Genomic DNA, 16,098 nt, shown 5'->3' with positions numbered 1-16,098 from the left:
GTTCATTGGTGGTTTTCTGTGATAACCTTTCTTTTGAAAACCTGCTGTCTAGCCCCCTTTCTCCCTGAAAGATTGGCTTAATGCGCCACATAGGGCTGAAGAATAAACAGCCCTAGCAGATCGGGCGGTTGTTGGGGGGTGAGGGCTAACCCACGAACCGGCAGATCGAGCGGTTGACGAATGCGCTTGTGCGCTGCCGTTAGCTCCTCGGCACGCTGCTGCAGTTGGGGTTGCAGCGCCTGTAAAACCGCGGGTATGGTCTCTAGCACGAAGTCCGCCAGCTCTTTTTTCTCCTCCAGCGAAATGTTTGCCTTCGGTTGTGCCTGTTCCAGCAACTGCAGAGCCTGTTCGGTCGTTAGCCACTGCAGCCCAATGCCTTCGCGCTGGATAGCACCGGTATAGCCCATCACCCGCACCTCTTCGGCCAGCTGTTCGGGGCCTTGGGGAACTTTCATGAGGTAGCGCACGCGCAGTAGGAGAAGGGTAGTGAGGCGGTCTACCGCATCAGTACGAATAACCCCTATGCGCCCTGCCGGCGAGGCGCTTGAGGAGGAGATGGCCCGTTCAAACAGATAGCGCGCCATCTCGGTCACAAGCGGGTGGTTACGCCCCACATACTCCGCGCCTTTAGGCGTGGGCGAAACGAAGCTGATGCGCCAGGTGTCCTCTTTGGCATGGTTGGCCTGGAAAGCCCGAATAACATCGCGCACGGTTTTAGGCACATGCGTTTCCTCGGCGGCGCCAAGGGGAATACGATAGATGTCTGTGTTGGGCACGGGCTGTATCGGCAGCCCCAGCTGTTGGGCGGCATTTAGCACAAACTTTCGCACGGTGTCGGGGTCGCCCAAAACGGCATCGGCAGCCTGTAACTCCCGTTCAACCTCCTCAGGCCGAAGCGCATGTTGGGCAAAACGTGTGCGCGACACTCTTTCGTTGTCGGCGCGTTCCTGCCAAGCCTTTTGAAGATAACCTACCTGAGGCACGCTGGCCAAAAGGTCGAGGTCAAGCGTGAGCTGGGAGGAGGCGGGGGAGCTGCGCATGAAAAGCGCTTTAAGCACAGCCTCCATCACGGTTTCGGTCTCCATAGGCACAGGCACATGGGTGCCGAGAGTGCGGTAGATTTCATCGGCCTTGCGCAGCAGCACCTCCAGCACCACGCCATCAATGGGGTTATCTTGGCCGTAGTAGGAGATGGCCTTCACGGTTTGCGAAGGCTGGCCATAACGGTCTACGCGGCCTTCCCGTTGTTCGAGGCGGTTTGGGTTCCAGGGAAGGTCGTAGTGCAGCACCGCGTTATACTTTTCCTGCAGGTTGATGCCTTCCGAAAGGCAATCGGTTGCCACAAGGAGGTGGGGTTTTTCTACCACCACATCGTCAATCAGGGCACGGCGCTCCTCATCGTTTTGGCGGCCGGTAATGCAGAGCACGTGCGCGGTGGGGAGGGTTTTGGCCAGCGCTTGCTGCAACATCTCGGCCACATATTCCGCCGTGGCCACATATCGGCACCAGATGATGGGGGCATAGCCCTGTCTCAGCAACTGTTCCACAATGTTAAGGCACTTATGAAGCTTGGTGTCTTTGTTAAGGTCGCGGTGAAGCGCTTGGGCGAGCCGTTTCAGTTCCAGCAGTTTTCGGCGCTCCGAATCGGCTAAGGTCTGCTCGGTGGCCTCAACGGGCGGGGTGGGCTGTTCGTCGTTGGTTACATCATCGCTCGATTCGTAGATATAGACCTCATAGGCTTGGGGAAGGAGGGCATCGTCTTCCGGCAGCTGGGTGGGGTTATTAAGGCGCTGTTCGATGGTAGCGATGGCCGCTTGAGGGCTGGACATCACGCAGCGCAGCAGGGCCAAGGCGCCCCAGTAGCGCACGCGCTGTTTGTGTTGGGCCATGGTGGCGCCGGTTTGAACCAACTCTTTGCAGAAGGCATAGGTCTTTTCAAAAAGGGTTCTATATTCGGGTGATAGCTGGTAAGCGGTCTCCTCGCGAAGGCGTGTGGGGAAGCTATGCGTCTCGTTCCACGTCTGTTCTATATCTTTTCGTGTGCGCTGCACAAGGTGTTTGGCCAACTCAATGCGCTGTGGGCCGGTGAGGTTGGCGACATCGTAATCGCTGAAGGCGGGGTTCAGCAGGCTTAGCAGCGAGCGAAACGCTTCGGCGATGCCGCTATGGGGGGTCGCCGTCAGCAGGATGAGGTGTTGGTTGGGTTTTTGCGCCAGTTTTTTCAACAGCTCGTGACGCTGCTGTTGGTTTGTGCTGGTGGACTGGGCAGCCCCGTGGGCCTCATCCACAATAATGAATTCGGGGCTGTGCTGCACGAACTGGTCGCAATATTGCCGCTGTTTAATAAAGTCTATGCTGATCACCTGAATGGGGTAGTACTCGTAGATAAGTCGTTCGGTGGGGAGGCGGCTTTCGAGCCGGCCCAACGTTCCGGAGCGAACCACCACAGCATCGAGGTTAAACTTTTCCTCCAACTCTTTTTGCCACTGATCGCAGAGATAAGGCGGGCAGAGCACGCAAATTCGCCGAATTTCGCCGCGGTCAAACAGCTCGCGGGCGATGAGGATGGCCTCGATGGTTTTTCCTACACCCACGTCGTCGGCGATGAGCATGCGCACCGGTTTCAGCCTTAGGGCCATCAGCAGAGGAACAAACTGGTAGTTGCGGGGGCGAACGGAGATGCGCCCTAAGGAGCGGAAGGGGGTGGCACCCTCGCGCAGAAGCAGTCGTGCGGCCTGATAGAGAAGCCAGGAGTTGGTGGCGTTGGCGTTTGGGTTGAGGTCTTTACTTGTTGGCACGGGGAATCGCGCAGGCCTCACACGCTCGTGCGCCAGCCGAGAGGCCACACGCTCCGACAGCGCTTTATGCACCGCCACCGCATCGTCTATCGTGCCGGTAAGTGGACGTAGCAGATAGACATCCTCGTTATCGGCGGGAAGCAGCACCCATTCCCGTTGGCGGCACTGAACAATGGAGCCAGGCTGCATAAGTAACCTCCTTTTCCGGAAAGAGAAGCCGTTTGTTTAGCGACGTTTCCCGAACACGTCGGGGTAACGGTCTATCTGGGTTTCGAGCGGTTCGTCGTAACGAATCACGATAACGCGATAGCCCATTTCAAGAAGTTGATTGCGAATGGCTTGGTCGTTGGCGCGGTTTTGGGGCTGGTCGTGCACGCTGCCGTCGCAAAAGATGCAGATATTGGGCTGGTAGAAGAAGTCGGCGGTGCACGGCACGGCGGGAATAGTCTCCTGCGCCTTATCCGGTAGGCGATGGTTGCCGGCTTGGAGGGCCTTTAGGAACCGCCTTTCCAGATCGGAGCGGGAGTCGGTAAGGTTATAGAGATATTGAAAATGGGCGGCGTAGTCTCGCCGATGAAAGCGCGGAAGCACCTGGGCCTGCTTCAGAGAGTGCAGCAGTTCGCGAACAAGATGGCGGTCTAATCTGCTGGCATACCGTTGGTTATAGAAGCTTAGGAGGCACTCGTAGCAGGCAGCAACACAATCGGGCTTGAGGTCTTCCTGTTCTTCGGAGAAGTGACATCGGAGGCTGGCCTGGCGGGCGACTTCGGCGAAGGCGTCGTTTTGGGTGATGAGGTTTTGCAGCACGCCGCTGCCGCCCTCAGAGGTTTCGATGAAGAGCAGGTGGGGGGATTGTGACCCTCCAATGAGATGAGCGTCCAGCTCCGACTCTTCCAGTTGGAAGGCCTGTTCTATTCCTGCCTTTAGGGCGTAGAGCAGGGTTACCATTTTCGGCAGCTCAAGAGGCGTTTTGGGGCGAATAAGCAGAATGTTCATGGTATCTTTCACTGCCAGATGAAGGCGTTGAACATCGGTTTCTTCCGATATGGTGGGGCTTTCGGGGTCTTCCTGCTTAAACTCTCCCGTCCTCAAATTGATGCGGAAGCCCTCGGTAGTCTGTTTACGGGGGCCGCGATTGAGGTTAAGGACGGCGGCCGTGGGGGCGTAGAGCAGTTGAAAGTAGTCTTCGGAAGCGACGACCACGTCGGCCTGCTGCAAGCGCACGGTGCGATCAGAGGCGGTTTGGCTGTCGGCGTGGTATTCGGGTGCGAACTGGTAATAGATATCGTTGCGATAGCCTCGGCCGTAGCGCTGTTCTTCTTCCGAGGTGATGCGGTCTATACGGCGACTTTTCACGTTGGGCATTTCCAGGAAGGAGATAACTCGGCTATTGCCACCATCAAACAGGGCGTCGCAGCTGGGGCACCGGTCTTTATCGGTTTCGCAGAAGTAGGCGCATCGCCTACAAAATCGCTGCGTTTGTCTTCGGCTGGCCAGTCCGTTTAGCGGCACATGGAGGGCGGTTATCTCCCATTTGCCGCCTTCATGGTAGAGGATGTTGCCGGGTGCCAGCTCGGTAATGGCCAGTGCGCGTGGGCGTGCAATAAACTCTCCTTCGCCGCGCGGCACCCAAACACGGATGGGCAATCTTGGGAAGTTATAGCCGGCCAAAAACCCCTCGGTAGCCAGGTACCGATAGGGGTAGAAGTCACTCTCTTCGTTACTGACCCCTTGCTGCAGCAACAGGTCGCGTTGGCGAAGCGCCTCCTGTTGTTTTCTTTCCGCTTCGCTGCGGTCATCGCGGTTGCGCGCTTTACAGAGGGATTCTGTCGCTCTACGCAACTGATCGTCGGCTATCTGATAGAGTTCGCGCCATCGGTCGAAGGCCTTATCGAACTCTTGGGGCGCCTGCTGAATGACCTGTTCCAGCCAATCTGTGTTGTACCAGGTGGTTTGATTGAGGAGGTTTTCATCGAACTGCAGGACGGCCTGCATTTGCCGAAGCAGCAGGCCTCGCATTTGAGGCCCGAGGTGAATTTGCGCCTGAACGTTCTCTCGCAAAGGCAACCCACTCTGCTCGGTATCAATCACCTGTTCGATGGAATCGCCTAAGGAGAGGCGCACATGGGCGAGCCACATGGCGTGCAGATGGGCGCGCACCAGGGTTTCGTTGGTGAGGTCGAGGGTTGGTGGGCGCACGCTTCCGGAGACCATCTGATCGCGATGATGGAAGAAGTACTGGTCGTGCGGGGAGTTCCAGGAGGCGAAGGTAACGATGAGGCCGGGCTGGCCTTGTCGGCTTGCGCGCCCGCTGCGCTGGGCGTAGTTGGCGGGCGTGGGAGGCACATTGCGCATGTGCACCATATCGAGGTCGGCAATATCAATGCCCAGCTCCATGGTAGGGGAGCAGACCAGATAGGGCAGGCGTCGTCCGAGTTGAGGGTCGAGATCGGCGCGGTCGCGGTCCCATCGGAAGCGGCGTTCGCGCAGCTCCCGTTCTCCTTTTTGCACCACCTGCGCGGTGTGTTCTCGTGCCTCCAGCGCGGCCAGGAAGGAGCCGGCCTCGCTATAGAACTGTTGGAAGTAGGTGTTTGCTTTGGGGTCGCGTGCGACGTAGCCGCGGGTACCTCTTCGAGAGTAGAGCGGGTCGGGAGGGGGCGGGGTGCCATCGGCAAGTTGCCACAGCAGCGCGCTGGCATCTAGCTGAAGGGCTTCCGAATCCTTTTTTCTGAGGAAGCCGTAGTTGAGGAGCACCTCTACCACGGCCCGGATATGCTTTTGGTACTCTTGAGGGGTTAGCCTCCATTGGCGTTGGAGAAAGCGGCCAAAACGGCTGAAGGCGGAGAGCGAGCCGCTCCTAAAGGCGACAGTTGCCGTTTTCGGATCGAGGACGAGGGATGTCCCCGGTCGCAGCTCGTTGATGTCAGGGTCTAGGCCCCAGAACTCGTTAAGTTGCTGGTCTGCCCTGCGGCGTAGCTGCTGCTGAAAATTCTCCTCAAATACCTTCACGCAGATGGCACGCTTACGGCGAAAGTGGTCGAGGAGAATGCGAAGCACTTCGAGGCGCTCTTCGGGGGTTTTACCGGCAATGGCCAGGTGCGAAGGCCAGATATCGGTTTGGTTTGCAAGAGATTCGAGACCTTTGTAGTTTATTTGCAAGAGGCCGAGCTGTTCGAGGTTTGGCTGCAGCACGCGCCAGCCCCGGCGCAGGTCTTCATAGAGACGATATTCGGTGAGGTCTTGGAAGGTGCGCCAGGCGTCGCGGCCCTGATCGGAAGTTGCGACCAGGTTGGCATTTTTGGCGACGTCGCGTAGGGTTAGCCCACTACATTCTAAAACACGGGAGGCCACCGTATCGAAAGTGAGGGTTTGGTACTGCTTAAGCGCCTGAACCAAGGCAGCACGCAGCACGGCGAGGTGCACAAAATCGTTAAAATGGCCTGCTTGCAGGGAGGCATCTTGTCGGCTGTCGGTGAAGGTCAACAGCTTATCTTGCATGAGAGCGCTGGCGCGCGCACGACGCAACAGGGAGGTGGCGAGCACGGTGGTGGCGCTGGAGCGTCCCTCACTCGAAAGAATGGCGAGCTTGCTGTACTCTTTCTCGCGATAGGTATAGAACTCACCGCAGTTCAAACAGAGCGTAAAGCGCTGGGATTGCCACCACATTTTCACGGTGTCCGGCTCTTCGCTCGGGTAGATCGAGCCGTCCGCAGACACCCACACGGGGGTAGGAACACGCTTTTTCCAAGTGGGTCTCAGCTTGCCGTTTGCGTCGTACCACTCTTCCGGAATATAGTCAACTTTCCAGTCCTCCTCACCGGGGCGGGCTAACATGAGATAGCCGGTCTGCGGGTCGGTATCGTCAAAATCTATGTCGGGGAAAACCCGATTGTCGATTCGATAGACCTGATAGTACTCTTGGCCGCAGTGACGGCAGAAGCGCAGGGGAAAGTAGAGGCGTTTTAGCCTATCCTGATAGATGCCCACGAGAGAGAGGGCGCGCTTGTCGGGCGGCCCGATGGTGGCCAAAACGGGGCTGCTTTGGCTGATGAACTGATGCAGTTTAAAGGCGAAGAGCCTCGATGCCGGCGATTGGTGTGAGCTGCCGAGAACAAACAGCTCCTGAAGCTTTTCGCGGCAAATGGCCTCGGTCTCTCCGGTGCACTCGGCAAGCTGCTTGGCACCTTCGGTGAGGGTGCGCGGCGTTTGACGCCGCAATCGGTAGCCGGTCGTTGTCTCTTCCGGCCTATCCGGATCAGGCTCTTCCGGCGCGACTCCAAAGAAGAACTCGGCCCAACGGGCAAGGGGGTGGCGACGCAGGGCCTCGATGTCGGTAGGCAGTGGGTTCTGTACCGCTTGCTTTAGCTCGTCGGCGGTAGGCTGGTCGCCGAGGGTGATTCGCTCCAGCGTCTCTTCGATGACCTGTTCGGCCGTGAAGGGGTAGCCGAAGAATCGGGTAGCGAAGTCGGCCACCGTTTGACGGCGTTCCTGCCGGGAGACGTCGGGATGGGCGACCATCGTTGCAGAAGTCCCGATGTAGAGCAGATCGTTTTCGGCACCGCGTTCCCGAAGGCGGCGGATGAGCAGGGCTACGTCGGCACCGCGTCGTCCTCGATAGGTGTGCAGTTCATCAAACACGAGAAACTTGAGGGCTTTGCGGTCTCTGTTGAAAAACTTTTCGTCTTCGGGACGCAGCAGCATCAGTTCGGCCATTACATAGTTTGTGAGAAGAATTTGGGGTGGTTCGTGGCGTAGTTTGTCGCGCTCGGCGGCGCCGGTTTCTCCGGTGTATTTCGCGAAGTGAACGGGAAAGCGGGTTCCGTAGCGCTTCTGATACTGCTCTTCAAACTCTTTAAGGGCGTTGTACTGCGAGTTGACCAGGGCGTTCATCGGGTAGACCACGAGGGCGACAACCCCCTCCGACGTGGGGTTTGTGAGGAGATGGTGAAAGATGGGCAGGAAGTAGGTAAGGCTTTTACCGGAACCGGTGCCACTAGTAACCACAAAGCTTTCCCGGTTGAGGGCTTTACGAACGGCCTCCTCTTGGTGCCGGTAGAGAGAGAAGGGTTGACCATCCGAGCGGCAAAAGATGGCGGCCATCTCTGGATGGAGGATGCCTTGTTGCACCAACTCTTTTACCGAGTGCCCGCGCGCATAGGAGGGACTCAACTGCAGGAGGTAGTCGGGCCACAGGTGGTTCTCTTCCAGAAGTTGCTTATCCACGAAATCCCGAATACGCTGATCCGCGATGTTGACGTAGGAGTGGATAAAGCTGCGGTAGTCTTCGATAACCTGTTGGTGCAGTTCAAAGATGTTCATCGGCGCCCTCGTGCTACGAAAAAAAGTGTTGTATAAATTTGTGCCTGTTTGCCGAAAATCCTTCTTTTTTTGAACGATTCCTTCCAAGCGGTTGGGAGAACTAGGCCGTCACTTCAAAGCCGATCATTTTCCAGGAGATGGCCTCGCGGTTGCCTCCGTTGCCTGGGTCGCTGTAGTAGCCTTCGGCCACGAGGTGATAGAGGCGATGAAGGAAATGGGCGGGGTGAAGGGGCCAGGTGAGAGCGTGCCGGCCCCTTTCGAGGCGCGTGAGGACATCCTCGCGTTGTTCGGCTGAAAGGTTGGGGAAGGAGGCCCCATGAAGCATGTCGGCCTCCTCATTCAGCAGATCGAGGCAGAGCCGATAGGTGGCCAGCTGCCCCTTGAGATCGGTGGAGAAGATTCTTCTTAGGTAGTGATCCACCCCGGCCTCGGTGGCGCTTGGGTAGTCGTCGGCAGGAATAACCGTATCGGCCAAGGCGCAGAGGGTTTGCCACTGAAGCGCGTTAAAGAGGGGCGCTGCATCGTTTGTCATCGCTCTTCCCTCCTACGGCCACTTGGGCCGCTCGCCCACGGCGTCGAGGCGCCGTTTGGCCTCCTCGTAGACATCGGGCGGCAGGGGGCCTTTTTCGGCAACGGCCACGTTCTCTCGCAGATGGTCTGGGTTGAGGGTTCCGACGATGGTGGTGTGGATATGGGGGTGCGCCAGCAGAAACCGAAGCAGAAAGGCCGTTCGCGATTCGCCTTCCGCGCGCAGCTCGTCGAGTTTGGCGGCCTCGAAGATTTTCCATCGGTCGGGGTTGCCCAAACCGGCGCCAGGCTCTCCGCGCGCCACCCCCCCGCGATCGATGATGCCGGCCCCCTTTTGCGCGGCCTCCGTAATGACATTCTCATGGGCACGCTCTAAAGCCGAGTAGGGAATCTGAAAAACGTCAAAAACGTTCCACTCCATGTAGGTGAGAATGTGGGGCAACGTGGAGGAGCACCCGATCCAGCGCACTTTGCCCTGCTGCTGCATCTCTTTTAAAACGCTGACAAGGTCGCCCTGCTGGCACTGCTCCACGGTGGGGTTATGCAGCTGCATGATGTCTATGTAGTCGGTTTTAAGGCGTTGAAGGCTTTCGTGTAGGCCTCGAAACAGGTTTTCACGGGTCCACTCATGGGGCGTATCGTCGGTGTTCTCATCGCGATAAGTTACTTTACAGCCGCACTTGGTGGCGATGTAGAACTCGCTGCGCCGTTTAGAGAGGTATTTGCCGATGAACTCCTCACTGCGCCCGTAGTCGTTTGCGGTATCAATGAAGTTGATGCCCTCATCGAGGACGGCATTTAAGATGGTCTCGGCCTGCTGTTCGGTCACGGGGCGCCCGCCCCAGATGCGCGGGCCGCGTATCTCCATGGCTCCATAGCCCAACACCGTAACCTGTAGGCCGGTACGGCCCAACGTTCTTTTTGCCAGGGACATAGGTTCATCTCCAAACGGGGGTGTTTTTTTGATACTATTCGCCGTCGCCACGCATTTCCCTGCTTGCGTATCTAAGAGGCCTATTAATATAGGGGCTTGCATCCCTCCTTCTCTGTCCCTCTTCCGGCGTTTAGGCTCTCCATACTTCCTGAGACAAACTTTACGCAGGTGGAACGCGGCCCTCATCCATAGCCACAAAGGGCAAGGTCTTTCCGCCGTAACTTGCAAAATGTGTGCGTGGAAACCGCCAGCTTTAGTCGCCGGAAGCACCTCATTTTTTAATTTGTTCTTATGGGCTATACTGTTTGTATGAGGCTTACGATACATGGGAAGCTTATGCCTTCGGCAAAATAAGCCCTCTTACTTAAGATGCTTCAGGCAGCCAACGCCGTCGGCAGTATGGCCAGTCTGTTGGGTGTGCTGTACTTGTGGTAGCCCAGCAAACGCCGGTTGCATCGGGCTTGTTCGTGATTGTGTAGAGAAGGCGAATCGTTGTTCTCAGTCGGTTTTTCCTCTATGCGTCTTGTTGGTAGGCAGCGCTTTTGCTGAGGGGAAGGGCATTGGCCTTGACGCGAATCTAGCCTGCTGTATTCGGGCTAGGGCTTAGCCATCAACTTATAGTGTCTTACACGGGTGTCTCCTAGGCAGATAGAGATCAGCTACTTCAGCACACAGTAGCTGATTTAGTAATTTCGACAAGCACGAGGTGTGTCTATGAAAGAACGCCAGTCTCTGGTTTTCAAATTCGCTTCTGAGGATTGGGAGTTCGAAGCCATTCATAGGCTCAACTACAAGACTTTCGTTGAGGAGATTCCTCAACACGAGCGTTCGCCCTCCCAAAGATTGGTGGATAAGTTTCACAGCGAGAACACCTATCTCATTTGCCTGTGTGATCGGGAACTCGTTGGGATGCTGGCAGTGCGGGGCAAACGCCCGTTCTCCCTTGACCAGAAGCTGCCCAATCTGGACAGTTACCTGCCTCCGGGCAGGCATATCTGCGAGGTGCGCCTGCTAGCCATCGAGAAGAAATATCGCGGGATGCGCGGTGGCCAAATCCTGACCGGTTTGCTGGCGCTCCTCTGGCAGCATGGCATCGAAAAGAGCTACGATCTGGCCATCATCTCCGGCACTACCCGACAGCAGAAGCTCTATCAGCACCTCGGTTTCGTCCCTTTCGGGCCGTTGGTAGGCTCGGGCGAGGCTTTGTTCCAGCCCATGTATATTTCTCTGGAAACATTCGAGGCGCGGGCCGGCGAGTTTCTGCGTGGTGCTCCGACCCGCTCGTTCCATACTCCACCGGTGAATTTCCTGCCGGGTCCGGTGGCGGTTCGTCCCGAGGTGCGCCGTGCTTTTGAGCAGTTACCCACGTCACATCGCAGCCCGGTTTTCATAAACGATTTTTACACCACGAAGGAGCGTCTGTGTGGATTAACCAGAGCAGCGGAATGCCAGATTCTGATGGGCTCCGGCACGTTAGCCAATGACGCCGTCGGCGGGCAACTGTTTCTGGAAGGTGGCCGCGGCCTCGTGTTGAACAATGGCGAATTTGGAACCCGCTTGGTAGACCATGCCCGGCGATGGGGGCTCGATTTCGAGGTATACGAGGCGCCCTGGGGCGCACCCTTCAATCTCAGCGCGGTTCGGCACCGAATCGAAAACACCTCCAGCCTAATATGGGTCTGGGCTGTCCATTGTGAGACCTCCACAGGCGTTCTCAACGACTTGGAGGCTTTGAAAGCTTTGTGTGCCAAGCTAGGTCTGAAACTGTGCATGGACTGCATCAGCTCCTTAGGTACGGTGTATGTAGACTTGAACGGGGTGTACCTCGCTACAGGAACCAGTGGCAAGGGCATGGGCAGCTACCCAGGCTTGTGCATGGTGTTCCATCACCACGAATTACGCCCTGCACCCGATAGTCTGCCGCGATATCTCGACCTTGGTTACTACGCCGTACAAAACGGCGTCCCATTTACTTTCAACTCGAACCTCCTATACGCCCTGCGCGCGGCCATTTGGGACGCCGAGTGGGAACGGCGGTTTGCCCAGATAGCCAAAATGGGGGCCGAATTGCGCCGGCGTCTACGCGAAGCAGGGTTTCAGCTCCTCGCCCCCGATTCCGTGGCTGCTCCTGCGGTGGTAACGGTGGTACTGCCACCGGACATTTCGTCTGTGGAGCTAGGTTGTCGTGTGGAAGAAAAAGGCTTTCTACTTAACTACAACAGCGAATATCTCCAGCGTCGTAACTGGATTCAGATCGCTCTCATGGGCGAGTGCGACTGGGAAAAGATCATTCCTCTGATCAACGTGCTCAAGTATGTGGCTTTCCACACGACGGGCGTGCGACGTCCCAGCCTGGAGGTTGGTTGATCTCCGCCTCAGACACGATGGTTTCCGGGCTAACCGGCTTCTTTAAGAGCGACGGTGCTGCGCTCAAGGCCGACACCCCCCGCCCCTCAAGGCCGACACTGGGGTCCCCAGCAAATCTTGCGATTTTCTGGGGCAGGGCGCCCTCCCCCTCTCCCCATTGGGGAGAGGGGCACCTCGCGGTGGGCGTCACAGCGGCCAGAAGCGCTTTCTTCACTGTCTGTCTCTCTGGCCGCTGCGTTGCTGTCTGCTTCTCCAGCCCCCACCCCCCCGCCCCTCCCCCAATTTGGGAGAGGGGCACCTCGCGGTGGGCAACTCAGCGGCCTGGAAGGTTGTCTTAATCGCTTATCTTCCTGGCCGCTGCATCGCCGTGCGCTAGCACCTCCCGAATCGGGGGAAAGGAGGGGATAGGGGGCGAGCAAGACAGACTTGCTGTACAAACTATCTCTAGAACCGAAGCAATTGGCAGTCTCTACAGCCCCACTCCTATCCCTTAGCACCGCTGGGGATGGAAACGCAAGATTTCTCGCCTTCGGCTCGAAATGACAGTTGTAGTATCGGCTCGAAATGACAGGTGTTTATCTCGTCTTCGGCTCGAAACGACAAACGACAGTCGTATCGCCAGCTCTTCAAGCCCCTACCCCCTACCCCTGCCCCTTATCAGGGAGAGGGGAGACCAATAAGCTTACTCGCGGTTTCCTTTGATAACTTTCCCTTCGGAAACTAACCATAACCGCCCCCTTTCTCCCGAATCGGGGGAAAGGCGGGGATAGGGGGCGAACGAGGCCAGCTTACTTCACAAATTGCCTCTAGAACCGTGAAGCCGGCAGTTTCTACAGCCCCTCCCCAACCCTCAAGGCCGACGCCCTCCCCCTCCCCCTACAGGGGGAGGGAGGGTTAGCTTCCCCCCGCGTGCGGGGGGATGAGAAGGGGGCTTGGGCATCGGCATTCTGCAGCCCACCCCTTTCCCTTAGAACGGGTGGGGATGGAAACGCAAGATTTCTCGCCTTCGGCTCGAAATGACAGTTGTAGTATCGGCTCGAAATGACAGGTGTTTATCTCGCCTTCGGCTCGAAACGACAAACGACAGTCGTGTCACCAGCCCTTCAAGGCCTACGCCTTTCCCCTCCAGTGCGAATGAAATAAGAAGACCTCTCCGCTTCGCTTCGAGGTGACATGAGCGCCGAGACCCTTCCCCGCAAAAAAATTATGACCGATTTAAACACACTTCCCACAAATAAACTCCCATCTAATCTCATTTTCCAACTTGAGCTAATGATTGAGCTAATGATGGGCTAATGATCGGCGGTTATAATGGGAACTGGAAAGGCACTTTCCGCCTTTCTACAACTTCCAAAAAGGAGGCTTCCTCATGAAGCACCAACACAGTGTAAGGCTACAGAACCTGCCGATCAAGCGGAGAGAAAACAGCATCCCTCCCCGATGCCGGCATACAAAGTCTGCTCCCTCCACCTTCGGGAGCACTCTCTTGCTCAGGCTGCTCGTCTTGTTGGTAGGAGGGTGCTTGCTTGCCGGCCTGCAAACGGCCAGCGCCCAACTCAACTTCACCCTCCAAACCCCCAACCCTACGGTGGCACCGGGGAGCAACTTCTCCTTCTTTGCTACCCTCACCAACACCGACCCCAACAACTCCATTGACCTCACCGGAGACAACACCACCTACTCCGACCCCAATGCCAACGACTTCACCGATAACTTCCTCAACGCCCCACCGTCGTTGACCCCTGCCGGCACGGTTGGTTCGAGTTGGACGGGGGACTTGTTTGATGTGACGGTGCCCTCCAACGCGGTTTCTGGGACGATGTATACGGGGACATACGAGCTAGACTTCATGGATGGTGGGGTTGCGGGTTCGGTGAGCCAGCCGTTCAGTGTGACGGTAGGGGGTCATGCGACGACTCCGGAGGCAGGGAGTATGTGGATTTTGTTGTTGTTGGGCGGGATAGGGATGTTATGGCGTCTGCGGTTACGCGGAGGTCTCGGTTCTGTGTGGCGTGTAGGTTTGTTGTGTGGCGTGATGGTGTATGGAAGCGGTTTTGTGGGGGCACAGGCCCAGGATGTAGAACCGGTCGTGTTGGTGCATACCTTCTCGGCATTACACGCCTTTCTAATCAACTCGGACGGCGTCCAGCCCAGTGCCAATGTCATTCAAGGCAGGGATGGAGCGTTGTATGGGACGGCCGAAAGAGGAGGCGCCAATGGGTTAGGCGTGGTGTTTAGGGTCAACCCTGATGGCTCCAACTTCCAGGTGATCCATAACTTCTCGGCAGTAGTCTTTCCCAGCATAAACTCCGATGGCGCCGAACCCGGTAGTGTTACTCAGGGCAGGGATGGCGCTCTGTACGGGATAACTGGAATAGGAGGCGCCAATGGGTTTGGCGTGGTGTACAAGGTCAACCCCGACGGCTCCAACTTCCAGGTGCTCCATGACTTCAATAATAGCAGTGGAGGCGTCGGTTTCAATAATATCATTCAGGGCAGTGACGGAGATTTGTATGGGACTAGACATGGAGACGCCAGTAATAGTGGCATGGTGTTCAAGGTCAACACAGATGGCTCCAACTTCCAGGTGCTCCATGCGTTCTCGGCAGAAAACAACCGTGGCGAAAACTCCGACGGCGCCCTGGCCAACGAAATCATTCAAGGCAGGGATGGAGCGTTCTATGGGACGACTGTAGGTGGAGGCGCCAATGCGACTGGCGTAGTGTTCAAGGTCAACCCCGATGGCTCCAACTACCAGGTGATCCATACCTTCTCGGCAGTAGACAGCAATTTCGCCAACTCCGACGGCGCCTTACCCTTTGCCGGTGTCAGTCAGGGCATGGATGGCGCTTTGTATGGGACGACCGAACTCGGAGGTGCCAATGGGAATGGCGTCGTATTCAAGCTCAACATAAACGGCTCCAACTTTCAGGTGCTCCATAACTTCTCGGCACTAGACAATCATAGAGACAACTCCGACGGCGCCTTACCCTTTGCCGGTGTCAGTCAGGGCATGGATGGCGCTTTGTATGGGACGACCAATGGAGGAGGCGCCAATGGACAGGGCGTGCTGTTTAGGGTCAACCCCGACGGCTCCAACTTCCAGGTGCTCCATACCTTTTCGGCAAAGGACAACAATGGAGACAACTCCGACGGCGCCGGTTTCAACAATATCATTCAGGGTAGCGATGGAGATTTGTATGGGACAGCTGCAGGAGGAGGCGCCAATGGGAATGGCGTCGTCTTTCGTATCGGCCCACAAGCCCTCTTCCTCAACCCAAACAACGCACCCGCAGGCTCCAACAACCTCACCCTCACCCTCCTCGGAAACGGCTTCGCACAAAACGATACCCTCCTCTGGAACGGTACCACCTCCCTCACTCCTACCTCCGTCTCCTCCGATGGCACCCAAATCCAGGCCACTATCCCCCCTAACCTCCTCACCACACCGGGAGTTGCCACCGTGCAGGTACAAGACCCCAACATCCACAACACCACCCCACCCCTTGTCTTGCTCATCGGGACGGTGCAAATCCACCTGCAAGTCAGTTCCATCGCTCGAGACAGCAACAACAACGTGGTGGTTACCTTCACAATAACCAACACCGGAGGGGCGACGGCTACCAACTTGACGGTGAGTTCCTCGGTTCTAACGGACAGCACGAGGCAGAAGTTCAACACGAGCAGTTCGTTGCCGATGTCATTAGGCACGCTCTCTGCCGGGGGGAGTGTATCGGCGACGCTGGTGTTTCCGTCTACGGCAGTCTCCGGTTTGGGTTTGTTGCAGGTGCACGGGAGCTATGGCGGGGGTAGTTTTGGGGGAAGTTTCCGTGTAACCGTACCGTAGTTTGATGTTTGGTGTGTAGTTGTGTCTATGCTGCCTTCCTTCATCCAAGATGAAGGGAGGCAGTTTTTTTGTGGGAGGGGCACCTCGCGGTGGGCGTCCTCGCGGACGGCGCCTTTGCGGCCAGAAAGATTGACTTACTTGCCTCTTTCTCTGGCCGCTGCTGTGCCGTGCGCTAGCACCTCCCGAATCGGGGGAAAGGTCGGGATAGGGAGCGAACGAGGTTGGCTTGCTTTGCAGACTGGCTCTAGAACCGAGTCCCGTGATGAGTGGGTAACCCTTGTGATTACCCCTACAGCCCCACCCCC

The 16,098-nt window shown here is 57.1% G+C and carries 6 protein-coding genes; 2 read left to right on the top strand and 4 right to left on the bottom strand.

The window, feature by feature from the left end; genetic code table 11:
* Positions 1-77: 77 nt before the first annotated feature.
* From VKV18_RS01450 to VKV18_RS01435, 4 genes are all read right to left on the bottom strand, one after another.
* Positions 78-2,987, bottom strand: coding sequence for a helicase-related protein (locus VKV18_RS01450; RefSeq protein WP_324202449.1), 2,910 nt, complete (start codon positions 2,985-2,987; stop codon positions 78-80).
* Positions 2,988-3,023: 36 nt separating this feature from the next.
* The gene (locus VKV18_RS01445) at positions 3,024-8,117 is read right to left on the bottom strand and encodes a DEAD/DEAH box helicase (protein ID WP_324202448.1); all 5,094 of its coding nucleotides are present in this window, start codon (positions 8,115-8,117) and stop codon (positions 3,024-3,026) included.
* 100 nt (positions 8,118-8,217) lie between these two features.
* Positions 8,218-8,649 (bottom strand): gluconate 2-dehydrogenase subunit 3 family protein, encoded by a 432-nt coding sequence (locus VKV18_RS01440; protein WP_324202447.1) that lies wholly within the window; start codon positions 8,647-8,649, stop codon positions 8,218-8,220.
* Positions 8,650-8,661: 12 nt separating this feature from the next.
* Positions 8,662-9,579, bottom strand: a complete 918-nt coding sequence (locus VKV18_RS01435; protein WP_324202446.1) for an aldo/keto reductase — start codon at positions 9,577-9,579, stop codon at positions 8,662-8,664.
* 714 nt (positions 9,580-10,293) lie between these two features.
* Between VKV18_RS01435 and VKV18_RS01430 the strand changes: the two genes are divergently transcribed.
* Positions 10,294-11,946, top strand: coding sequence for a GNAT family N-acetyltransferase (locus tag VKV18_RS01430; RefSeq protein WP_324202445.1), 1,653 nt, complete (start codon positions 10,294-10,296; stop codon positions 11,944-11,946).
* A gap of 1,369 nt (positions 11,947-13,315) precedes the next feature.
* The gene (locus VKV18_RS01425) at positions 13,316-15,793 is read left to right on the top strand and encodes a choice-of-anchor tandem repeat GloVer-containing protein (protein ID WP_324202444.1); all 2,478 of its coding nucleotides are present in this window, start codon (positions 13,316-13,318) and stop codon (positions 15,791-15,793) included.
* The last annotated feature ends 305 nt before the right edge of the window (positions 15,794-16,098 follow it).

This window comes from Chthonomonas sp. (genome assembly GCF_035294505.1).
GTDB lineage: Bacteria > Armatimonadota > Chthonomonadetes > Chthonomonadales > Chthonomonadaceae > Chthonomonas.
Note: the sequence above shows the minus strand (reverse complement) of the source record. Positions and strands in the feature narration are given on the sequence as shown.